The following is a 21262-nucleotide window of genomic DNA, read 5'->3' as shown; positions in this document are numbered from 1 at the left end:
TTACGGGCGCTCTACCGCCAGCGCCACCCCCTGCCCGCCGCCGATGCACAGCATCGCCAGCCCCTTGTTCACCCCGCGGCGCTGCATTTCGTACAGCAGCGACACCAAAATGCGACAGCCGGAGGCGCCGATCGGATGCCCCAGCGCGATCGCTCCGCCGTTGACGTTGACCCGCTCCGCCTCCCAGCCCAGTTCTTTACCCACCGCCAGCGCCTGCGCGGCGAAGGCTTCGTTGGCTTCGATCAGATCGACTTCCTCCAGCCGCCAACCGGCTTTTTCCAGGCAGCGGCGCGCGGCCGGCGCCGGGCCGATGCCCATGATCGCCGGATCGACGCCCGACGAGGCGTAACCGGCAATGCGCGCCAGCACCGGCAAGCGCAGCTCAGCGGCTTTTTCCGCGCTCATCAGCAACACCACGGCGGCGCCGTCGTTGAGCGACGAGGCGTTGCCGGCGGTCACCGAGCCCTCCTTGCGAAACGCCGGACGCAGCCGCGCCAGCGCCTCCAGGCTGGTGTCGCGCGGCTGTTCGTCGCGCTCAACTCTCAGCGCCTCCCCCTTCGGCTGCGGCACCGTCACCGGCGTGATCTCCTGCGCGAAACGCCCGGCCTGCTGCGCCGCCTGCGCCTTCTGCTGCGAACGCAGCGCGAACCTGTCTTGTTCTTCTCTGCTGATGGCGTATTTCTCCGCCAGGTTCTCGGCGGTGATGCCCATGTGGTAGTCGTTGAACGCGTCCCACAGGCCATCGTGGATCACGCTGTCCACCATCTGCGCGTGACCGAGGCGCAGACCGGCGCGCGCGCCGGCCATCAGGTAAGGCGACTGGCTCATGCTTTCCTGGCCGCCGGCGATCACCGCCTCGGCGTCGCCGCTGCGGATCGCCTGCACCGCCAGATGCACCGCCTTCAAACCGGAGCCGCACACCTTGTTGATGGTCAGCGCCGGCGTCGTAACGGGCAGCCCGGCGTTGAGCGCGGTCTGGCGCGCCGGATTCTGCCCGCAGCCGGCGGTCAGCACCTGGCCGAGGATCACTTCATCGATCTGCTGCGGCGGCACGCCGCTTTGCGCCAGCAGCCCCTGCACCGCCGCCGCGCCCAGTTCCACCGCCGTCAGCGGCGCCAGCGCGCCGTGAAAACTGCCGACCGGCGTGCGCGTCGCCGCCACGATCACCACTTCACGTTGTTGCACATTCACCTCCCGTTTCAGAAACGCATTTCCGGCACTTGCTCCGGCACGATCAGCCGGCCGGCGGTTTTGGCGACAATCTCCGCCACGCTGACGCCCGGCGCGCGTTCGCGCAGCACGAAGGCGCCGTCTTCAATTTCCAGGTAGGCCAGATCGGTCAATACCTTGCGAATGCAGCGGGCGCCGGTCAGCGGCAGCGTACAGCGCGGCAGCAGCTTGGACTCGCCGCCCTTCGCGGCGTGGGTCATCACCACGATGATGTTCTCCGCCCCCGCCACCAGATCCATCGCGCCGCCCATGCCCTTGACCATCTTGCCGGGGATCATCCACGAGGCGATGTTGCCCTCGACGTCCACTTCAAACGCCCCCAGCACGGTCAGATCGACATGGCCGCCGCGGATCATGGCGAACGACTGCGCCGAATCGAAAATAGACGCGCCGAGGCGCGCGGTGACCGTCTGCTTGCCGGCGTTGATCATGTCGGCGTCCAGCTGCTGCTCGGTCGGGAACTCGCCCATCCCCAGCAGGCCGTTTTCCGACTGCAGCATCACGTCCATGCCCGCCGGCACGTAGTTGGCCACCAGCGTCGGGATGCCGATGCCCAGGTTGACGTAGTAACCGTCCCTCAACTCTTGCGCCACGCGCTGCGCCATTTGTTCACGGGTAAGCATGCGAATTCTCCTTATGCCCGCAGGGTGCGTTGTTCGATACGCTTCTCGAAGGTGCCCTGGATCAGCCGATCGACGTAAATGCCGGGGGTGTGGATCGCCGCCGGATCCAGCTCGCCCGGCGCCACGATCTCTTCCACTTCCACCACCGTGATGCGCCCGGCGGTCGCCATCAGCGGATTGAAGTTCTGCGCGGTGTGGCGGTAGATGACGTTGCCGAAGTGATCGGCCTTCCAGCCTTTCACGATGGCGAAATCGCCGGTGATGGCGGTTTCCATGATGTAAGGGCGGCCGTTGAACTCGCGCACCTCTTTGCCTTCGGCGATCGGCGTGCCGTAACCGGTGGCGGTGAAGAACGCCGGGATGCCGGCGCCGCCGGCGCGGATCTTCTCCGCCAGCGTGCCCTGCGGCGTGAGATCCACCTCCAGCTCGCCGCTGAGCGCCTGCTGCTCGAACAGCGCGTTTTCACCGACGTAAGATCCCACCACCTTGCGGATCTGATGGGTTTCCAGCAGCCGCCCGAGGCCGAACCCGTCGACGCCGCAGTTGTTGGAGACCACCGTCAACCCGCGCACGCCGCGCCGGCGGATCTCTTCGATCAGGTTTTCCGGGATGCCGCACAGGCCGAAGCCGCCCGCCAGCACCGTCATGTTGTCCGTCAGGCCTGCCAGCGCTTCCTGGTAGCTGCCGACGCGTTTGTCGAGCCCTGCCATATCGTTGCCTCTGCATGTTGCGGCGCAGGGCGAAATGCCCTGGCTTGCGTGAGGGCATCTTCAGGTCACAAAAATGATTTGTTAATTTTGTTTTTATGCCGCATTCATTTAGAATTTTTATTAATCAGTCGTTAACCGACAATTAACAAAGAGTTAACGCCAACCAAAATGAAAATGAGCATCAAACAGTTACGCGCGTTTTTAGCGGTAGCTCACACTCTGAATTTCGCCCAGGCCAGCGAGCGGCTGAATATTTCTCAGCCGGCGCTCAGCCTGGCGATCCGTGGGCTGGAAGACGCGCTGGGCGGGCCGCTGCTGCTGCGCACCACCCGTCGGGTGACGCTGACACCGGAGGGGGAAACCTTCTTTCCGATGGCGCGCCAGCTGCTGGCGGATTGGGACAACGCGGAAGAGGCTATGCGCCAGCGCTTCACCCTGCAGATGGGCAAGGTGGCGATCGCCGCCATGCCGTCGTTCGCCGGCAACCTGCTGCCGCCGATCCTCAAGGCGTTTCGCGATCGTTACGCCGGCATCAACGTGGCGGTGCACGACGTCATCAACGAGCAGGTATTTGAAATGATCCGCGAAGGCCGGGTGGAGATGGGCATCGCCTTCGAGCCGGAGCCGAGCGACACCCTGCACTTTACCCCGCTGTGCCGCGATCGCTTTCTGGCGGTGGTGCCGAAGGATTCGGCGCTGGCGCGCAAGGCGCAGGTCAGCTGGAAGGAGCTGCTGACGCTGGATTTCATCACCCTGCAGCGGCCATCGGCGGTACGGCTGCTGCTGGAGCAGGAGCTGGCCCGCAGCGGGCGAACGCTGGAGGTGGCGTTTGAAAGCCACCAGTTGGTGACGGTCGGGCGCATGGTGGCCAACGGCCTCGGCGCCAGCGCGGTGCCGGCGCTGTGCGAGCGACAGATGGATGAGCTGGGGGCGGTCTGCGTGCCGCTGATCGGCCCGATCATCGAACGGCGCGTGGGCCTGATCCGCCTGGCGCAGCATCAGCTCTCTTCCGCCGCGCAGGCGCTGGCGACGGTGATCGAACGGGAGATGGCGGGGAGTGGCGGGTAAGGCGGCACCAGCATTTTCAGATGATTCTCCGATCGAGAGCGTGAGCCAGAACCTGTTACCACCCTGTAGAAAATGTTAAGTTTCCTAAAAATAAGGAGGTTTTTCGACATGGAACAGAAGTCCAACAGCATCGCACCGGGCTATTGCATCGCCCAACAAACCGGCCCGCTCGCCTTCCACGCCAACTACCTGTTCGGTGGCAAGCCATCGGAAGCGGCACGCTTTTTTATGCAGCTCAATGCCGATACGCCGCTGGTTCAACCGGGGCAAATGCTGATCGTCGCCGATCCGCGCAATCATAATCAATCTACGCAGATCGCCGCCCTGATGCAGGCCAAGAGCCGCACCAGCAAAGCGGTGAAAGCCGGTGACAGCGATTTCTCCACCTTCTTGCACCGCAATTACGCCGCTATCGCCGCCTTCACCAGCTATGGGGAAACGGTCGTCGGGCTGGCTTCGGATGCCGGAGAACGCTACTTCAGCCAGATCAAAAATATCCTGGTCGAGATTGAAAAAACCTACCAAAATCAGTTCCGCACGAGTGGCGCGTTGATTGGCACCCAGTTTCAGGTGGAACGAGCGCGCCTGTTCGGTACATTAAAACCGTTACTGAATCGCCTTACTCGTGCTCAACTCAATATGAAAGAGTATGCGCAAATCAAACACGCGCTGGGGCTCTCCAGTAAATCGCTGGTGCATGAATGGAGCACCGCCGGCGTCGGCGCCATCAAGGGTTATTCGAACTACGTCGACAGCGCCAGCCGGGCGGCCAAGTTTATGAAAGCCGGCGGCTGGATCGGCATCGGATTGAGTGGGCTGAATACCACCAACGACGTCTACAACGCCTGCACCACCGGTCGCGAACAGGAGTGCGCCAAGATTGCGGTGAAGGGATACAGTCATTTTGCGGCAAGTACTGCGGCGGGGATTTGGGGGGGTGAAGGCGGTGCAATGTTAGCAATGACGGCTTGTAGTATCGTCTTAGGCGCCTCCACATTTGGTACCGGTATTTTAGCTTGTGGTATAGCAGGCGCTGCTCTGGGTGGCGCAGCTGGCAGTTGGGGTGGCGGTGTAGCCGCCGACAGCATTACTGGTTTCATTTTTGGTGAATAATGAAAATCGCTATCGTCCTGTTCTTCACTCTGACATTGATTAGCGCCCTGGTGCAGTACCTTTACTATCGGCGCTATAAAGACGAATTTTCTGAATTCTATCAACGTTATGTACAAAGCGCCCATCCCTTGCCTCCATTCGTCATCTTCGCGGATAACCTTGGTTTGCTCGGTGTGTCTATCAAAGCACAATGGTTCCGTTGGGTATTGAATGGCAGAAAAATAAAGATAGGGAAAAACGCTTTTCTGAGCCCAAAAACCTACGAATTCGTGAATGAAAACACATCTCAACATCTGAAGAGCTGGATTCGAAAAGACTTCATATTAAGCGTGTTGAAAATGGGGTGTTTGGCGTTGATGTGTATCTTTGCTTTTTTGAGTAAGACATAACACCCCTTGAACCTTAGCCGATGGCTTATGAAAACAGCATCACTTATTGCAGCCGTGCTGCTCTTAGTTTGTTGGCTTGCTCAATATATTTACTCTCGTCGCTATAAACGCGAGTTTGATGTTTTTTATCAACGCTATACCCAACAGGGCCACTTTTTCCCTGCTCACGTCGCAATTGCCGATAGCCTCGGCATGCCAGGTACCTCATTGAAGGCACAGTGGTTTCTTTGGATCCTGAAGAGGAAAAAAATAAAAATAAGGGATCAAGTTTGGCTCGATGCGAAAACCTACGATTTCGTGCAAAAAACCGCCTCTCCTGAACTACAGAAGTGGCTGGCGATGGACTTTATACTTTTGCTCGTAGAGGCAATTATTACCGCCGTGGGCTGTATTTTTATTTATCTCATCAAACATCAAGGTTGAGCAGACCCGTTGCTCCCCTCCACCGCCTGCACCGCCGCCTTCTGCGTGGCGCGCTGATATAAGCACAGCTCCCTGCCCGGCTGGTTTTTCATAAACGGCTGCGGGTAGCGCCCGCCGATAAACAGCGCCGAATAGCCGACGTCATCACCGTAGTGAATAATCTCCCCTTCCACCCTGGCGTTTTTTAGCCCGCTGGCTTTCAGGCAGGCGGCGCGCATCGCCCGTTCGCTCTCGGCCCACGCCTGTGGGGAAGACGCGGTGGCGTGGAACGCGGCCAGCGCGGCGATAAGCAGCCCTATTCTCTTCATCGTTATATCTCCTTCTACGGCCCGTCTCGCCAGTATAGACCGTGCCGACCCGGCCAACCCGCCGCGCTCTTTACGGCATTTTTATTCCGCGCCCCGTTAACGTTACGGCGTTTTTACAGACAGTTTTTGCCGCCGCAGATACCCTTTTCACATCGCCGCTATGGCCTCACAAGAGAGTTGTCTCATGCGTTTATCCCTGCCTCTGGCCGTGACCGGTCTTCATTCTGGAGCGCGCCATGCATTCTAATATCATCGGGTTCAATCCTCTGCTGGCGGAGCTGCCCGCATCGCCGACACGCACCTTCCGCAAAGAGCTGGAACACTACCTGCAGCGCTATCCGGATACCGAACAGCTGGATATTTATCTGCACGATCTGAACGGCCAGCTGCGCGGCAAGCGCCTGCCGATCGCCGAAGCCTTTGGCCTCGAAAAAGGCTGCTACTTCCCGCTGTCGATCTACGCCCTGGATCTGCACGGCCGGGTGATTGAAGAAAGCGGGCTGGGGCAACGGGCGGGCGAGCCGGATCGACTGTGCCTGCCGGTGCCCGGCACGCTGCGCCCCTGCGCGCGCGATCCCGAACGCCACGCCCAGCTGCTGCTGACGATGCAAAACGCCGACGGCGGCGCCTGCGAGCTGGAGCCGCGCGTGGTGCTGCAACGGGTGCTGAAGCGCCTGCACGAGCGCAACTGCTTCCCGGTGGTGGCGGCCGAGCTGGAGTTCTACCTGCAGGATCCGCTGCGCCCCGCCGAGGCGGAAGCTTGCCCGACGCAGAGCTTCGCGGTGGATGCGCCCGAGCGCCACCATGCGCTGCTGAGCGACATCGAACGGCACGCGCGGCTGCAAAACCTGCCGCTGACCGGCGTGGTGGCCGAAGCCGCCTCCGGCCAGTACGAGCTGAACCTGCATCACACCCGGCGCGTGCTGGAAGCCTGCGACCAGATCATGGCGCTGAAACGCCTGACGCGGCAGATTGCCGAGCAGCATCACCAGCACGCCTGCTTTATGGCCAAACCCTGCGCCCATGCCGCCGGCAGCGGACTGCACTTTCACATCAGCCTGCAGAACGAGCACGGCGAGAACCTGCTGACCGGCGCGCCGGGCGAACTGAGCGACAACATGCAGCAGGCGATGGCGGGCATGCTGGCGCTGATGCCCGCGTCGATGGCGATCCTGGCGCCCAACATCAACGCGTTTCGCCGCTTCCGCCCCGGCATGCACGTGCCGCTGCGCGCCTCCTGGGGCCACAACAATCGCACGGTGGCGCTGCGCCTGCCCTGCGCCGACAGCGCCAATCAGCGTATCGAATACCGCCTGGCCGGCGCCGACACCAACCCCTATCTGGCGCTGGCGGTGATGCTCGGCGGCCTGCTGCACGGGCTGGAACACCCGCTGCCGCTGCCGCCCGCCGCCCACGGCTGCGAAAGCGACAACGCCGCCCCCTTGCCGCTCGGCCAGCAGGAGGCGCTGGCGCTGTTCCGCCACAGCGATCCGCTGCGCGAGCTGCTCGGCCCGGCGTTCTGCACCCTGTGGCACACCTGCAAAAGCGCCGAACTGCGCCGCTTCGAGGAACAGGTCACCGCCGCCGAACTCGGCTGGATGCTGTAACCGTCCACTGATTCGTTAACCTAAGGATAATCATGAACATGCAACCGCAATTGGCCCCCGTACAGCCGCTGCTCTGCTGGCGCAAAGGCGTTTTTCATATCAGCACCGATCGGCAGTTATTGGATATCGAGGCGATCCAGCGTTTCCTCAGCCTGCCGGATCGGGCGGCGGCGGAGCGCCTGGCGCGCCACGGCCTGTGCTTTGGCCTGTACCGCAAACGCCACCAGCTCGGCTTCGCCCGTATGGTGACCGATTACGCCACCTTCGCCTCGGTGAGCGAGCTGTTCGTCAGCGCCGAATACCGCGGCGTCGGGCTGGGAAGCTGGCTGACGCGCTGCTGCCTGGCGCATCCGGCATTGCGCGGCCTGCGCGTCACGCTGCCCGCGCTGCAAGCGCCCTGGCGCGCCGACTGCGCGGCGCACGCCCCGCGCGCCCTGCACTGATAAGGAGAACCCGATGTCTCGTTTGGTGCTGATTTCCAACAAACAGTGCGACGGCAAGGATCTGGCCTGCGCCGGCCGGACGTTGGCGGCCGACGCCGAACCGGGGCTGTGGCTCGGCTGGAACGGCGACGTGCAGAATTTCGCGCAGCGCCCGATCAGTTGCCGCCAACGCGCCGGTTACGATCAGGTGACCTTCCCGCTGTCGATCGAGGAGTTTCGCCGCCACTATCAGGGCTACTACCACGACGGCCTGTGGCCGGTGTTCCACAACCAGCCGGAGAAGGCGCACTTCACGCCGGAAAACTACCGCGCTTACCGGCAGCTGAACTGCCGTTTCGCCGATATCGCCTGCGAGCACCTGTGCCCGGGCGACATCGTCTGTATCGACGACTACCAGCTGCTGCCCTGCGCCCAGGCGTTGAAGGAGCAGGGGCTGCTGAATGCCTGCGCGTTCTTCTTCCACCTGCCGTTCCCGTCGGCGGCGCTGCTGCGGCGCATCCCGGAACATCGCCAGCTGATCGCTTCGCTGCTGTTCTACGATCTGATCGGCTTTACCACCACGGACGATCGCAACGCCTTTCTCAGCTGCCTGTCAGGCGAGTTCCCGCTGGAGATGCTGCCCGACGACCAGATCCAGGCCAACGGGCATATTTTCGCCACCGGCATTTTCCCCGCCGGCATCAACGCCAGGCAGGTTTACTGAACTCAGGCCGCCGCCCGCTGGCGCTCCAGTTCTCGCACCAGCGGGATCACCTCGCGGCCGAAGAACGCCACTTCTTCCTGGAAGTGCAGGAACGCCAACAGCATCAGATCCACCCCGGCGTCTTTCAGCGCGATGATGCGCTCGGCGATCTGCTGCGGCGTGCCGATCAGGTTGGTTTTAAAGCCATCGTTGTACTGCACCAGATCCTCAAACGAGGATTTGGCCCAGTTGCCCTCACCCTCCGGCGAAGCCGCCCCGGCGTTCTTCACCTCGTGGCCGAATCCTTGCACCGCCTCCGGGTTGGCGTGATCGATAATCTCCTGCAGCACCGCCTGCGCTTCCTGCTCGGTATCGCGGGCAATGACGAAGCCGTTCACCCCCACCTTGACCCGGTGCTGGTTGGCCCTGGCCTTGGTCTGCAGATCGTCCACCTGCTGGCGAATGCCCTCCACGCTATTGCCGTTGGTGAAATACCAGTCCGAAACCCGCGCCGCCATGTCGCGCGCCGCCCGCGAGCTGCCGCCCTGGAAGATCTCCGGCAGCGGATCCAGCGGCTTGGGCTTTAGCGAGTAGTCGCGATAGCGATAAAAATCGCCGGCGAAGCTGAAGCTGGGCTCGGCCCAGATGCCGCGCAGGCAACGGATAAACTCTTCCGAACGCAGGTAGCGCTCTTCGTGGTCCAGCCACGGCTCGCCGATGGCCTTGAACTCGCCGCGGAACCAGCCGCTGACGATATTGACCGCGATGCGCGCCTGCGAAAGGTGGCTGATGGTGGCGATCTGCTTGGCCGCCAGCGTGGGGTTCCACGGCCCCGGCAGCAGCGCGGCGATCACCTTCAGCTTCTCGGTGGAATCCAGCAGCGCCTGCGAAAACGACACCGACTCGTGCTGGTTGTCGGCGCCGTAACCGGCGGTGAAACGGATCTGGGTGAGCGCGTAGTCGAAACCGGCGCGCTCGGCAATCTGCGCCAACTTGCGGTTGTAGCCGATGTCCCAACCGGTGCGCTGCGGGATGTTGCTGATCACCAGGCCGCCGGAGACGTTCGGCACCCAGTAGGCGAACTGAATAGGCTGCTGCGAGTGGTTTGTTGCTGACATGCTTCTCTCCCTCTGCTCGTTGGCGCCGTGATGCGGCGCGCATATAACCATTATTGATTTACAAATATTGAAAATCTTGTTTTGGTTATAAATCCGATAGCAGAATGCGTGCCAACCGCCGCGTTAAGGCATCCGGCTGATAAACCGAGGGTTTAAAGTCGGCGGGTTAAAGCGGGTGCTGCATTGGCAACAGCGGCTGGCGGGCGGCTGTTGGTTATGCAGCAAACCGCTCACCCCGCCAATCCAACCGTTCACCCGGCGGATCTGACCGCTGAGCGAAATACGCCTGTCTTCCCCCCTTACCCCCGGCGATGATGAGCTGTTCCTAAACCCGCCTTACCTCGGGAAAGACGCTACGGCTCGCCGCGCCACTCTGACATCTCTTACAAGCGGATGAGTTCATTCATATTTTGCAGACTGGAATTAAGGATACCTCATGAAACGAGAGGGGATTTTAAAGCACATTCCGTGGATGCTGCTGGGGATACTCGGCGCAGCCTGCCTCGGCGTGGTGGCGCTGCGCCGCGGCGAACACATCAGCGCGCTATGGATCGTCGTCGCTTCGGTGGCGGTGTATCTGGTGGCCTACCGCTACTACAGCCTGTACATCGCCACCAAGGTGATGAAGCTGGACGCCGGCCGCGCCACCCCGGCGGTGGTCAACAACGACGGCCTCAACTACGTGCCGACCAACAAGAACGTGCTGTTCGGCCACCACTTCGCCGCCATCGCCGGCGCCGGGCCGCTGGTGGGGCCGGTGCTGGCCGCGCAGGTCGGCTACCTGCCCGGCACGCTGTGGCTGCTGGGCGGCGTGGTGCTGGCGGGGGCGGTGCAGGACTTTATGGTGCTGTTCATCTCCTCGCGCCGCAACGGCGCCTCGCTCGGTGAGATCATCAAAAAAGAGATGGGGCCGATACCGGGCACCATCGCGCTGTTCGGCTGCTTCCTGATCATGATCATCATCCTGGCGGTGCTGGCGCTGATCGTGGTGAAAGCGCTGGCGGAAAGCCCGTGGGGCGTGTTCACCGTCTGCTCCACCGTGCCGATCGCGCTGTTTATGGGCATCTACATGCGCTATCTGCGCCCCGGCCGCGTGGGTGAAGTGTCGATCATCGGCATCGTGCTGCTGGTGGCCGCCATCTGGTTCGGCGGCGTGGTGGCGCACGACCCGTACTGGGGCCCGGCGCTGACCTTTAAAGACACCACCATCACCTTCACGCTGATCGGCTACGCCTTTGTCTCCGCCCTGCTGCCGGTGTGGCTGATCCTGGCGCCGCGCGACTACCTGGCCACCTTCCTGAAAATCGGCGTGATCGTCGGGCTGGCAATCGGCATCGTGATCCTCAACCCTGAGCTGAAAATGCCGGCGGTGACCCAGTTCGTCGACGGCACCGGCCCGGTGTGGAAAGGCACCCTGTTCCCGTTCCTGTTCATCACCATCGCCTGCGGCGCGGTTTCCGGCTTCCATGCGCTGATCGCCTCCGGCACCACGCCGAAGCTGCTGGCCAATGAGACCGACGCGCGCTTTATCGGCTACGGCGCGATGCTGATGGAATCCTTCGTCGCCATCATGGCGTTGGTGGCGGCTTCCATCATCGAGCCGGGCCTGTACTTCGCCATGAACACCCCGCCGGCGGCGCTGGGCATCACCATGCCGGATCTGCACCGCCTGGGCACCGAAGACGCGCCGATGATCATGGCTTCGCTGAAGGACGTCACCGTGCATGCGGCGGCGGCGGTCAGCTCCTGGGGCTTCGTCATCAGCCCGGAACAGATCCTGCAGACCGCCACCGACATCGGCGAACCTTCGGTGCTGAACCGCGCCGGCGGCGCGCCAACCCTGGCGGTGGGCATCGCCCACGTGTTCCACCAGATCATTCCGGGCGCCAACATGGGCTTCTGGTACCACTTCGGCATTCTGTTCGAGGCGCTGTTCATCCTGACCGCGCTGGACGCCGGCACCCGCTCCGGCCGCTTTATGCTGCAGGATCTGCTGGGCAACTTCGTGCCGTTCCTGAAGAAAACCGACTCGCTGGTGGCCGGCATCGTCGGCACCGCCGGCTGCGTCGGGCTATGGGGCTACCTGCTGTATCAGGGCGTGGTGGATCCGCTCGGCGGCGTGAAGAGCCTGTGGCCGCTGTTCGGCATCTCCAACCAGATGCTGGCCGCCGTGGCGCTGGTGCTGGGCACCGTGGTGCTGATTAAGATGAAGCGCGCGCAATACATCTGGGTGACCGTGCTGCCGGCGGTGTGGCTGCTGATCTGCACCACCTACGCGCTGGGCCTGAAGCTGTTCAGCGACAACCCGCAGCTGGAAGGCTTCTTCTTCCTGGCCGGCGAATACAAACGCAAAATCGCCGAAGGCGGCGCCGAGCTGAGCGCCCAGCAGATTGCCAACATGAACCACATCGTGGTGAACAACTACACCAACGCCGGGCTGAGCATTCTGTTCCTGCTGGTGGTGTACAGCATCATCTTCTACGGCGTGAAAACCGCGATGGCGGCGCACAAGAACCCGAAACGCACCGACCAGGAAACGCCTTACGTGCCGGTGCCGCAGGCCGCGCCCGCCGACGGCGTAACTGAGGGGGAGGTCAAAGTTTCGACCCAGCATTGATGTGATTTAACGGATACCCTGCATAATAACGTTAAGTAGTACCCAAAGCCGCACGGCCTGCGTATCGCAAGATGCCAGGCGTGCGGCGCGATGCAATAGAGATACCCGGGGCGACCCGGAGGTGGGGCATCCCTGCGGGAACCCCATCCCCCGGCTTCCCCTAATATCAGGCTTAAGCAAGCGCTGTAGTGATGCAGGGTAAAGTTGGAGAAGGCTTATGTTCGGAAATCTCGGCCAGGCGGGGAAATATCTCGGGCAGGCGGCGCGCATGTTGGTGGGCGTGCCTGACTACGATACCTACGTCCNCCCGGACAAGCCGGTGATGACCTATAAAGAATTTTTCCGCGAGCGCCAGCAAGCGCGCTACGGCGGCGACGGCAAAGGCGGCATGCGCTGCTGTTAACCCGCAGTCACAAGGACCCGTATGAAACCCATTGCAGTCACCATCCTGACCGGCTTTTTGGGCGCCGGCAAAACCACCCTGCTGCGCCACATCCTGAACGCCGAACACGGCTATAAAATCGCGGTCATCGAGAACGAGTTCGGCGAAGTGCCGATCGACGACGCGCTGATCGGCGATCGCGCCAGCCGCATCACCACGTTGAGCAACGGCTGCATCTGCTGCAGCAAGTCCAACGAACTGGCGGACGCGCTGTTGGATCTGCTGGACGGCGTCGACAGCGGCCAGCTGGCGTTCGATCGGCTGATCATCGAATGCACCGGCATGGCCGATCCCGGCCCGATTACCCAGACCTTTTTCTCGCACGAGATCCTGTGCGAGCGTTTCCTGCTGGACGGCATCATCACCCTGGTGGACGCGGCGCACGCCGAGCAGCAGCTGAGCCAGTTCAGCATCGCCCAGGCGCAGGTGGGCTACGCCGACCGCCTCCTGCTGACCAAAACCGACGTGGCGCCGGACTGCGAAGCGCTGATCCAGCGGCTGCAGCGGATGAACGCCCGCGCGCCGGTCTACCAGGTGACGCACGGCGATATCGATCTGAGCGTGCTGTTCGACATCGAAGGCTTTACGCTGAACGACAAACTCAACCTGACGCCGCCCGCCCCGCTGTTCCGCCTAATCCCGCAGCCGCAGAGCGACATCCGCTCGATCGTGGTGACGCTGGAGCGCCCGCTGCCGCTGATGCAAATCTCCGAGGTGATGGAAGGCCTGCTGCTGGAATACGCCGACAACCTGCTGCGCTACAAAGGCATTCTGTCTATCGAAGACGAGCCGCGCCGCCTGCTGTTCCAGGGCGTGCAGCGGCTGTATAACGCCGACTGGGATCGGGAGTGGCTGCCGGAGGAAGAGCGCAAGAGCACCTTGGTATTTATTGGCGTGGATCTGCCGGAGGAGGAGATTCGGGGAAGGATTGGGGGGTTGGGGTAAGATAAACCATTCCCCAGGCCAACACGGCCCATATTCAGCAAACTCAAGGATGAACGATGGCAAACAACGTGATGATAGTAGGATTAAAGGCGCTTAACCTGTGCGCGAGCGCCTATATCGTCATCAAACTGAGCACGGTGTTAGCCATCGGCATCATGTTTCTTATTGTCTCTTACGCCGGCGTGGAGGACGTTGGGCTGTCCAATCTCCTCGCCGGGGCGCTCATCATCCTGCCGCTGTTGGTCGTCGTCGGTGGTACGCTTATCGTCTGCGCCGTCGCCGCCTATCTCAACCTAAAGGCGCCCTATCGTAAAAAAGCGCTGTTCTTTAGCCTGCTGTTGGGCAGCATTTCTGCGGTTGGCCTGCTGCTGCCCTACACGCGCGAGTTCGCGCTATCCACGGCACTTGCCAGCGCCCTGGCATTGGGCAGCGCGCTGGGGATTTTTGCTTTGTCGAAGAGGCGGATTCAAGCGTTGTAGCGCCTGAAAAAGGCGGGTACGCGATTATGCCTTTCCCCAATACGGCCCCGCCGCCACCGACTCGCGCTCGATCAGGCTGGCCGGGAAGCTGGGGCGCTTGCTCAGCTCGCCGCCGTCCAGCATCGACAGCAGGCGGTTGATGGTCTCCTGGATCATCTCGGTGACCGGCATCTTCATGCTCGACAGCGACGGCACGGTATAGGGCGCCAGCGGGATGTCGTCGAAGCCGATGACCGATACCGCCTCCGGCACCGCCACGCCGCGCTCCGCCAGCCGCTTCATCGCGCCGATGGCCATCTCGTCGTTGCCGGCGACGATAGCGCTGAACGGTTGCCCGCCGGCCAGCAGCGCATCGACCGCCGCCACGCCGCTTTGCGCGTGCCATTTCCCCTCGACGATCAACGCCTCGTTAACCGCGATGCCCTGCTGCGCCAGCGCGGATTTGTAGCCGGAAAGCCGCTCCAGCCCGGTGGGGGAATCGAGCGAGCCGGTGATAAAGGCGATGTCGCGATGGCCGCGCGCGATCAGGTGCGCCACCGCCGCCGCGCCGGCGGCGTGCTGATCGCTGAAGATGCAGTAGCTGTCGTTCAGCCGCAGCCGCCGGTTGATCACCAGAATCGGCTGGCGGTGTTGGGAGACGATCTCGTCCATTTCCGCGATCGACAGAAAACGCGGATAGATGATCACCCCGTCGCAGCGCAGATCCAGCAAAAACTGAATGGCGGCCCGCTCCTCTTCCGCGGTGTGCTTGCCGTCCGCCAGGATCAGTTGGCGGCCGTTCGCCTCCATGATGCGCGCCGACTGCGCCATCAGTTCGCTGAAATAGTTGCCGCTGTAGAGGGTATTGGTGACCACCAGGCCGAGGGTTTGGGTGGTGTTGGTCGCCAGGCTGCGCGCCAGCAGGTTGGGCCGATAGCCGGTTTCCGCGATGGCTTTATCCACCAACGCGCGTTTCTCCTCGCTGACATAGCCGCTGCCGGACAAAACGCGCGACACCGTCGCCTTTGAAACGCCGGCCTTTTTCGCCACCTCGAGTATCGTTGCCATCTGTGCGCCGCCAAAATCCATGGGTTCAGCGCAGTCTACCCAAGACGCCCGGCGTTTGGAACGTTTTCACGCCCCTGCACAGCGGTATGCGCTTACCCCTAACGATCCAGATCACGAAAACGCAATGCCAAAAATCATAGTTCTTGCCAACAACAAAACACCAATACATGATTTTGTGAAACCGGTTTCTTATGGGCGTTTCATACGGATGGAACGACGGATCGCCCAGGCAGTAAATATTCGCCTTTGGGCTATCCGAATTGCTATCTGAGAGACGACACGCCATGCCGAAGAACTACGCAGAGATCTCGCACGCCATCGTGGCCGCCCTGGGCGGCGCGGGCAATATCGAGGCCGTGACCCACTGCATGACCCGCCTGAGATTCGTGGTGAAAGACAAAGCGCGGATCGACACGCCGGCGCTGAAGGCCATCGACGGCGTGCTGGGCGTGGTGCACAGCGGGGAGCAGTGCCAAGTGATCATCGGCAACGAGGTGGCCAAGGCCTATCAGGCGGTGCTGGCGCTCGGCATGCCGGGCGCGGCGGCTCCCGCCGCCCCGGTGAAGCGCAAGCTCACCCTGAAAGGCATCGGCGCCGGCATTCTCGACGCGCTGGTGGGCACCATGTCGCCCCTGATCCCCGCCATCATCGGCGGCTCGATGGTGAAGCTGCTGGCGATGATCCTGGATATGGCCGGGGTATTCGAGAAAGGCTCCTCGACCCTCGTCATCCTCAATGTGATCGGCGACGGCGCGTTCTTCTTCCTGCCGGTGATGGTCGCCGCCTCGGCGGCGCTGAAGTTCAAAACCAACATGTCATTGGCGATCGCCATCGCCGGGGTGCTGGTGCATCCCAACTTTATCGATCTGATGGCCAAGGCGGCGCAGGGCCAGGCGGTGGAATTCGCCTTCATCCCGGTGACGGCGGTGAAATACACCTACACGGTGATCCCGGCGCTGGTGATGACCTGGATCCTGTCGCACATCGAACGCGGGGTGGATCGCATCACCCCGGCGGTGACCAAGAACTTCCTCAAGCCGATGCTGATCGTGCTGATCGCCGCGCCGATCGCCATTCTGCTTATCGGCCCGCTCGGCATCTGGATCGGCAGCGGCATCTCTGCGCTGGTCTACACCGTGCACGGCTACCTGGGCTGGCTTTCCGTGGCCATTATGGGGGCGATTTGGCCGCTGCTGGTGATCACCGGCATGCACCGGGTATTCACCCCGACCATCATCCAGACCATCGCCGAGACCGGCAAAGAGGGCATGGTGATGCCTTCGGAGATCGGCGCCAACCTGTCGCTGGGCGGCGCTTCGCTGGCGGTGGCGCTGAAAACCAAGAACCGCGAGCTGCGCCAGACCGCGCTGGCCGCCGCCGCCTCCGCCATCGTGGCGGGGATTTCCGAACCGGCGCTGTACGGCGTGGCGGTACGCCTGAAGCGGCCGCTGGTCGCCAGCCTGATCAGCGGCTTCGTCTGTGGCGCGGTCGCCGGCATCGGCGGGTTGGCCAGCCATTCGATGGCCTCGCCCGGGCTGTTCACCAGCGTGCAGTTCTTCGATCCGGCCAACCCGATGAGCATCGTGTGGGTGGTAGCGGTGATGGCGCTCTCGGTGGTGCTGTCGTTCGCGCTCACGCTGATGCTGGGCTTCGAGGATCTGCCGGAAAACGCCGCCGCGCCCGGCCAAACCGCACCGGCGGCGAACGCCGCCAGCGCAACGCATTGAGACACCAGAGGATTGCATGTCCGATTCAACATTCCCTAAAGGATTTTTATGGGGCGGCGCTTTGGCCGCCAACCAGGCGGAAGGCGGCTATCGCGAGGGCGGCAAAGGGCTGACCACCGTCGATATGATCCCGCACGGCGCCAACCGCATGGCGGTCAAACTCGGGCTGGAGAAGCGCTTTAGCCTGCGCGACGACGAGTTTTACCCCAGCCACGACGCCATCGATTTCTACCATCGCTACCGCGACGACATCGCGCTGATGGCAGAGATGGGCTTTACCGTGTTCCGCACCTCCATCGCCTGGAGCCGCATCTACCCCAACGGCGACGAGCTGGCGCCCAACCCCGAGGGCATCGCCTTCTACCGCAGCCTGTTCGAAGAGTGCCGCCAATACGGCATCGAGCCGCTGGTCACCCTGTGCCACTTCGACGTGCCGATGCACCTGGTGACCGAATACGGCTCCTGGCGCAGCCGCAAGATGGTGGAGTTTTTCACCCGCTACGCCCGCACCTGCTTCGAAGCCTTCGACGGACTGGTTAAATACTGGCTGACCTTCAACGAGATCAACATCCTGCTGCACAGCCCGTTCTCCGGCGCCGGGCTGGTGTTTGAAACGGACGAAAACCCCGAACAGGTGAAATACCAGGCCGCGCACCACGAACTGGTGGCCAGCGCGCTGGCGACGCGCATCGCCCACGAAGTGAACCCCGCCAACCAGGTGGGCTGCATGCTGGCCGGCGGCAACTTCTACCCGTGGTCCAGCAAGCCGGAAGACGTGTGGGCCGCGCTGGAGAAAGACCGCGAGAACCTGTTCTTTATCGACGTGCAGGCGCGCGGCGCTTATCCCTCCTATGCCGCCCGCGTATTCCGTGAGAAAGACGTCAGCATCGTCATGGAACCGGAAGACGCCGACATCCTGAAACACACCGTCGACTTCGTCTCCTTCAGCTACTACGCCTCGCGCTGCGCCTCCGCCGACATGAACGACAACAACAGCAGCGCCGCCAACGTGGTGAAATCGCTGGCGAACCCGCACCTGCCGCGCAGCGACTGGGGCTGGGGCATCGATCCGCTGGGGCTGCGCATCACCATGAACATGATGTACGACCGCTACCAAAAACCGCTGTTCCTGGTGGAAAACGGCCTGGGCGCACACGACGAGTTCAATGCAGCAGGCGAGATTGAGGACGACTACCGCATCAGCTACCTGCGCGAACACATCCGCGCCATGGCCGACGCCATCGCCGACGGCGTGCCGGTGCTGGGTTACACCACCTGGGGCTGCATCGATCTGGTGGCCGCCTCGACCGGCGAAATGAGCAAGCGCTACGGCTTTGTCTACGTCGACCGCGACGACCAGGGCAACGGCACCCTCACCCGCACCCGCAAGAAATCGTTCTGGTGGTATAAGAAAGTGATCGCCAGCAATGGGGGGGATTTGGGGTAGGTTTGGCGGTGGGGTTAGCGTGGGGTGCGGAGGGCTTCCAACCTAAGTTGATTGCCTTCCTGCTGTACAGCGAATTCGGCGACAAATTCACGTGCAGAGGGGAACTCACCTGCCTGTTCTTTCTTCTGGGAGACCAGCTTCACGGAGAAATGGTATTGCTGCCCCGGCGTAAATACATAGCCCTCATCAGGGACGCACTGATTGGGGGCGACATCCCTCAGCGGATCGAAGAATTTGAACGTGCGGCTCTGTGCCTCATCCAATCGGTAGATCGAGATGCCCGCAAGTTTTTCGTCTCCCTGCGGCTGAACGGTGATGCATACTTTGCCCCCACGCAGGTTGGCGGTGGCGGGATAGTCTACGGGGATACGATCGCCTATCGACGGGCAACCGGCGAGCAGGAAAGGGAATGCGAGGGGGAAGATCCGTTTCATTNGTGTGATATTTTCAATTTCGTAAACACCATTGAGCTTTGTCACTTTGAAGTGAGCAACAAAGGCCCTGCCGGAAACATCCTGCAGGTTTCTGCGCTTCTCAATCGGCACAAAATTTAGCCTCATGCTGTAGGTATGATTTTCCTGAAACGGATAATCTTCTTGGGTAACGCAAATGCCCTTTTTCAGATCCTGACTCTCCACCTCAATCAATTTCTCATCAGTATCACCAGTGAGATAGAGCGTATCTTGCCTCTCGTTTTCCTTTGGTGACGGAGAAATGCAGATGTCGCCATTCGCTTTAGCATGGGCGGTGATAGGGACATCCGGCGCATAGCGTTGATCGAGACGATCGCCTACACAAGCGCTTAGCAAGGTCACACCAACAACGGCACAGAACAGTCTCGCCTTCATAACCAATCCTCTTACTTGTAAGGAAAACCGACTAACACTTTCTCATATTTTTCTTTTACTTTTCTCACATCGGCATAGTCATTACCGTTGTAAGTCACTTCCTTGCCGAAGCGGTTTCTCCAAACAGCATAACCTGAAGAGGTCAACAAATGATAATCAGCAACGATCTGAGCCTGTTGCTCCATAGCGTAGTTCTTTAGGAGTTTGGAGCCATCCAGTTCATAACTGTAATTTGCCAACCAACTGTAGAGGCCTCGGGTCTTAACCCACATACCACGCTGGTATTGCCAAACATGAACCATTTCATGGATGAAAAGATGTTTATGACTATACCCTTCCTTTGAGAAATCGGGCACGTACCAGTCTCTAAAATACAGCTCACCATTGGGTGACATCGCAGTGTTTCGATTTTGTAAGCCAAAGGGGAAATAGCTATCGTGATGAACCCAGACTTTCCCATAAATAATTGAACCACCAAATACCGACTTCGCAAGGCCGATCTCCCCGGAGGTTAATAGCCTTAAAGCGCCCTCTTTCTTTTCCATCGTGGTGCATCCCTGTCATTATTTAAAAAAATTCACTACCGCGAGCACTAACAAAGAGGTTAATAATAGCACTCAAGGTACGCAGAATAAATATTCAACAATTATTTTTACATTCATTCACTCCAACGTGTTCCTTGATAACTAAATTCACACAATTAATAATTCACTTAGAAAATGAATTCTCCTAACTGATTAGCCTGAATTAAAATTTAATAACTGCGATCTGCATTACAATATCATGAGTAAACAGCCTGTAATTCCATACAGCTTATTTTTTCCTTTTACTGATAACGCTATAGTTTTTTCGCTGCGGCAAAATCCGCAGCCGGAGTTAGCGTTCCGAATCCCCCAACCCTGTTCGAATATGGTATAAATTCGAGCATGCCGATGCGCACCCAAACAATGGTGGCTCGGGCGGTGCTTCCTCCGGGAAGGCCGGTATCCGTTGGGGCCGGTACGCTAACGCCGTTCGAGCTACCACCCGAGTTTAGCGTCTCTTCTGGTAGCGGTATTTCTCTCCCAATGGAAATAGCCGATATGGAAAACACAAACTTACCCAACGCTTCTGAAACCATCCCCAATACCCTCACCCTCTATCGCCAACTGTTTAACCACCTCGATCTCAGCGCTTTTAATCCCTCAGAACTCTTAGACCTGGCCGCACTCTCTGCCGAGCAAGCGGAAGGTCTGTGCCACGGCCTAATGCTGTTCGGCCACTTGCTGCAAAAACACCCACAGCTGGATGCCCAAGACTGGGAGCAAATTAATCACTATCTCAACGCCACAGCGCATCTGGTTCCTGCGCTGTGTAATCTTTATGGGCGGGCATTGCGGGAGATGGAAGCCTGCGGCTAACGTAAATGGCAATCAGGGCGATGCTCATCGCCCTTCCCACCCACGATTTCCAATAGATCTGACTGACATATCACAACAAAAACATTCATCAAGGTAGGCATTTCCTCCCCTACCTGGCATAGTTAACGCATTCGGTAAATCGATGAGTTAACTGCTGGGTATTGATGCATACTGCTCTCGTCAGCAAGCACATTGCTCAGAGTCTGCTCGGCAATGTGAGGGAGTGGTTTTGGCAACTGCAATAGAGGCGTTATCTTCAAAAGAATCCGTTTTAAAAGCCATCGAAGAATATAAAAAACTTGGCCGGGATGAATTCTTAAAACAACATAGAATTAAGCGATTTAAAAAACACACCCTTCTTTATAATGGCGAGAAGTACGATATACGAGGCATTGCCGCTAGAGCATACAGTGAGCAGCATGGCTATCCGTTAAAGGGAATAAATGCCGATAGCGGCACGGAAAAAGCCATTCGGTTTCTCAAAGACCTCGGTTTTGAGATCGTCGAAACACCACATCCTTTTGACTATTTAACCGAAGGCAAACTGTACACACGCAAAGCACTTATCGAGCTCTACGGCGGACAGCTACAAGGCG

The 21262-nt window shown here is 60.3% G+C and carries 22 protein-coding genes and 1 pseudogene; 15 read left to right on the top strand and 8 right to left on the bottom strand.

What is annotated here, in order from left to right; genetic code table 11:
• From ADK28_RS07870 to ADK28_RS07860, 3 genes are read right to left on the bottom strand one after another with little or no spacing between them, the layout of a single operon-like run.
• A complete protein-coding gene (locus ADK28_RS07870; RefSeq protein ID WP_048795374.1) occupies positions 1 to 1185 on the bottom strand; it encodes an acetyl-CoA C-acetyltransferase in 1185 nt (394 codons plus the stop codon).
• Between the two features lie 14 nt (positions 1186 to 1199).
• Complete coding sequence (locus tag ADK28_RS07865) at positions 1200 to 1853, bottom strand: CoA transferase subunit B (protein WP_015376496.1); 654 nt, start codon at positions 1851 to 1853, stop codon at positions 1200 to 1202.
• 11 nt (positions 1854 to 1864) lie between these two features.
• The gene (locus tag ADK28_RS07860) at positions 1865 to 2563 is read right to left on the bottom strand and encodes a CoA transferase subunit A (RefSeq protein WP_004933280.1); all 699 of its coding nucleotides are present in this window, start codon (positions 2561 to 2563) and stop codon (positions 1865 to 1867) included.
• 168 nt (positions 2564 to 2731) lie between these two features.
• On the opposite strand from ADK28_RS07860, the gene ADK28_RS07855 reads away from it, so the two are divergent.
• The 4 genes from ADK28_RS07855 (at position 2732) to ADK28_RS07840 (ending at position 5556) form a co-directional block, all read left to right on the top strand.
• Complete coding sequence (locus tag ADK28_RS07855; RefSeq protein ID WP_048795362.1) at positions 2732 to 3631, top strand: LysR family transcriptional regulator; 900 nt, start codon at positions 2732 to 2734, stop codon at positions 3629 to 3631.
• Positions 3632 to 3739: 108 nt separating this feature from the next.
• Positions 3740 to 4744 carry a hypothetical protein gene (locus ADK28_RS07850; RefSeq protein ID WP_048795361.1) on the top strand — a complete coding sequence of 335 codons (1005 nt, stop codon included), beginning with the start codon at positions 3740 to 3742 and terminating at the stop codon, positions 4742 to 4744.
• The gene (locus ADK28_RS07845; protein WP_048795360.1) at positions 4744 to 5133 is read left to right on the top strand and encodes a hypothetical protein; all 390 of its coding nucleotides are present in this window, start codon (positions 4744 to 4746) and stop codon (positions 5131 to 5133) included. Before ADK28_RS07850 ends, ADK28_RS07845 begins: the two co-directional genes overlap by 1 nt.
• Before the next feature lie 27 nt (positions 5134 to 5160).
• Positions 5161 to 5556: a hypothetical protein gene (locus ADK28_RS07840; protein WP_048795359.1), complete on the top strand. Its 396-nt coding sequence runs from the start codon at positions 5161 to 5163 to the stop codon at positions 5554 to 5556.
• On the opposite strand, the gene ADK28_RS07835 is transcribed toward ADK28_RS07840, so the two are convergent.
• Positions 5547 to 5864 carry a hypothetical protein gene (locus tag ADK28_RS07835; RefSeq protein ID WP_048795358.1) on the bottom strand — a complete coding sequence of 106 codons (318 nt, stop codon included), beginning with the start codon at positions 5862 to 5864 and terminating at the stop codon, positions 5547 to 5549. The two genes, ADK28_RS07840 and ADK28_RS07835, sit on opposite strands and share 10 nt — an antisense overlap.
• Positions 5865 to 6100: 236 nt before the next feature.
• Between ADK28_RS07835 and ADK28_RS07830 the strand changes: the two genes are divergently transcribed.
• From ADK28_RS07830 to ADK28_RS07820, 3 genes are read left to right on the top strand one after another with little or no spacing between them, the layout of a single operon-like run.
• A complete protein-coding gene (locus ADK28_RS07830) occupies positions 6101 to 7471 on the top strand; it encodes a glutamine synthetase family protein (protein WP_048795357.1) in 1371 nt (456 codons plus the stop codon).
• Between the two features lie 32 nt (positions 7472 to 7503).
• Positions 7504 to 7914 carry a GNAT family N-acetyltransferase gene (locus tag ADK28_RS07825; protein ID WP_033631690.1) on the top strand — a complete coding sequence of 137 codons (411 nt, stop codon included), beginning with the start codon at positions 7504 to 7506 and terminating at the stop codon, positions 7912 to 7914.
• A 13-nt stretch (positions 7915 to 7927) separates the two neighbouring features.
• Positions 7928 to 8617, top strand: coding sequence for a trehalose-6-phosphate synthase (locus ADK28_RS07820; RefSeq protein WP_016929237.1), 690 nt, complete (start codon positions 7928 to 7930; stop codon positions 8615 to 8617).
• Between the two features lie 2 nt (positions 8618 to 8619).
• Here ADK28_RS07820 and sfnG read toward each other — a convergent pair whose 3' ends face one another.
• Entirely contained in the window at positions 8620 to 9714 is a 1095-nt protein-coding gene (sfnG, locus tag ADK28_RS07815) for a dimethylsulfone monooxygenase SfnG (protein WP_033638838.1), read from the bottom strand.
• Between the two features lie 436 nt (positions 9715 to 10150).
• Here sfnG and ADK28_RS07810 point away from each other — a divergent pair, with 436 nt between their 5' ends.
• The 4 genes from ADK28_RS07810 (at position 10151) to ADK28_RS07795 (ending at position 14197) form a co-directional block, all read left to right on the top strand.
• The gene (locus tag ADK28_RS07810; protein ID WP_048795356.1) at positions 10151 to 12331 is read left to right on the top strand and encodes a carbon starvation CstA family protein; all 2181 of its coding nucleotides are present in this window, start codon (positions 10151 to 10153) and stop codon (positions 12329 to 12331) included.
• 217 nt (positions 12332 to 12548) lie between these two features.
• Positions 12549 to 12734, top strand: a complete 186-nt coding sequence (locus tag ADK28_RS07805; protein ID WP_048795355.1) for a YbdD/YjiX family protein — start codon at positions 12549 to 12551, stop codon at positions 12732 to 12734.
• 21 nt (positions 12735 to 12755) lie between these two features.
• Entirely contained in the window at positions 12756 to 13718 is a 963-nt protein-coding gene (yjiA, locus tag ADK28_RS07800; protein ID WP_048795354.1) for a GTPase, read from the top strand.
• Between the two features lie 56 nt (positions 13719 to 13774).
• Positions 13775 to 14197, top strand: coding sequence for a hypothetical protein (locus ADK28_RS07795; protein WP_048795353.1), 423 nt, complete (start codon positions 13775 to 13777; stop codon positions 14195 to 14197).
• Between the two features lie 24 nt (positions 14198 to 14221).
• Here the strand turns inward: ADK28_RS07795 and ADK28_RS07790 are convergent, their stop codons facing one another.
• Positions 14222 to 15244: a LacI family DNA-binding transcriptional regulator gene (locus ADK28_RS07790; protein WP_145957376.1), complete on the bottom strand. Its 1023-nt coding sequence runs from the start codon at positions 15242 to 15244 to the stop codon at positions 14222 to 14224.
• Between the two features lie 284 nt (positions 15245 to 15528).
• On the opposite strand from ADK28_RS07790, the gene ascF reads away from it, so the two are divergent.
• Both ascF and ADK28_RS07780 read left to right on the top strand, forming a co-directional pair.
• Positions 15529 to 16971 carry a PTS cellobiose/arbutin/salicin transporter subunit IIBC gene (gene ascF, locus ADK28_RS07785; RefSeq protein WP_048795352.1) on the top strand — a complete coding sequence of 481 codons (1443 nt, stop codon included), beginning with the start codon at positions 15529 to 15531 and terminating at the stop codon, positions 16969 to 16971.
• Positions 16972 to 16987: 16 nt separating this feature from the next.
• Positions 16988 to 18418 carry a 6-phospho-beta-glucosidase gene (locus ADK28_RS07780; RefSeq protein ID WP_048795351.1) on the top strand — a complete coding sequence of 477 codons (1431 nt, stop codon included), beginning with the start codon at positions 16988 to 16990 and terminating at the stop codon, positions 18416 to 18418.
• A gap of 14 nt (positions 18419 to 18432) precedes the next feature.
• Here ADK28_RS07780 and ADK28_RS33420 read toward each other — a convergent pair whose 3' ends face one another.
• Together ADK28_RS33420 and ADK28_RS07770 are read right to left on the bottom strand one after the other, a co-directional pair.
• Entirely contained in the window at positions 18433 to 19266 is an 834-nt protein-coding gene (locus ADK28_RS33420; protein WP_343286270.1) for a putative T6SS immunity periplasmic lipoprotein, read from the bottom strand.
• An 11-nt stretch (positions 19267 to 19277) separates the two neighbouring features.
• On the bottom strand, positions 19278 to 19811 hold the full coding sequence (locus ADK28_RS07770; RefSeq protein ID WP_048795350.1) for a hypothetical protein: 534 nt from the start codon (positions 19809 to 19811) through the stop codon (positions 19278 to 19280).
• A gap of 537 nt (positions 19812 to 20348) precedes the next feature.
• Between ADK28_RS07770 and ADK28_RS32915 the strand changes: the two genes are divergently transcribed.
• Both ADK28_RS32915 and ADK28_RS07760 read left to right on the top strand, forming a co-directional pair.
• Positions 20349 to 20666 carry a hypothetical protein gene (locus ADK28_RS32915; protein ID WP_048795349.1) on the top strand — a complete coding sequence of 106 codons (318 nt, stop codon included), beginning with the start codon at positions 20349 to 20351 and terminating at the stop codon, positions 20664 to 20666.
• Between the two features lie 229 nt (positions 20667 to 20895).
• Positions 20896 to 21262, top strand: a pseudogene (locus ADK28_RS07760) (HNH endonuclease); the annotation flags it as partial.

The organism is Serratia sp. 506_PEND (genome assembly GCF_001076875.1).
In the GTDB taxonomy this organism is placed as follows: domain Bacteria; phylum Pseudomonadota; class Gammaproteobacteria; order Enterobacterales; family Enterobacteriaceae; genus Serratia; species Serratia marcescens.
This window is presented reverse-complemented; position numbering and strand designations above follow the sequence as displayed.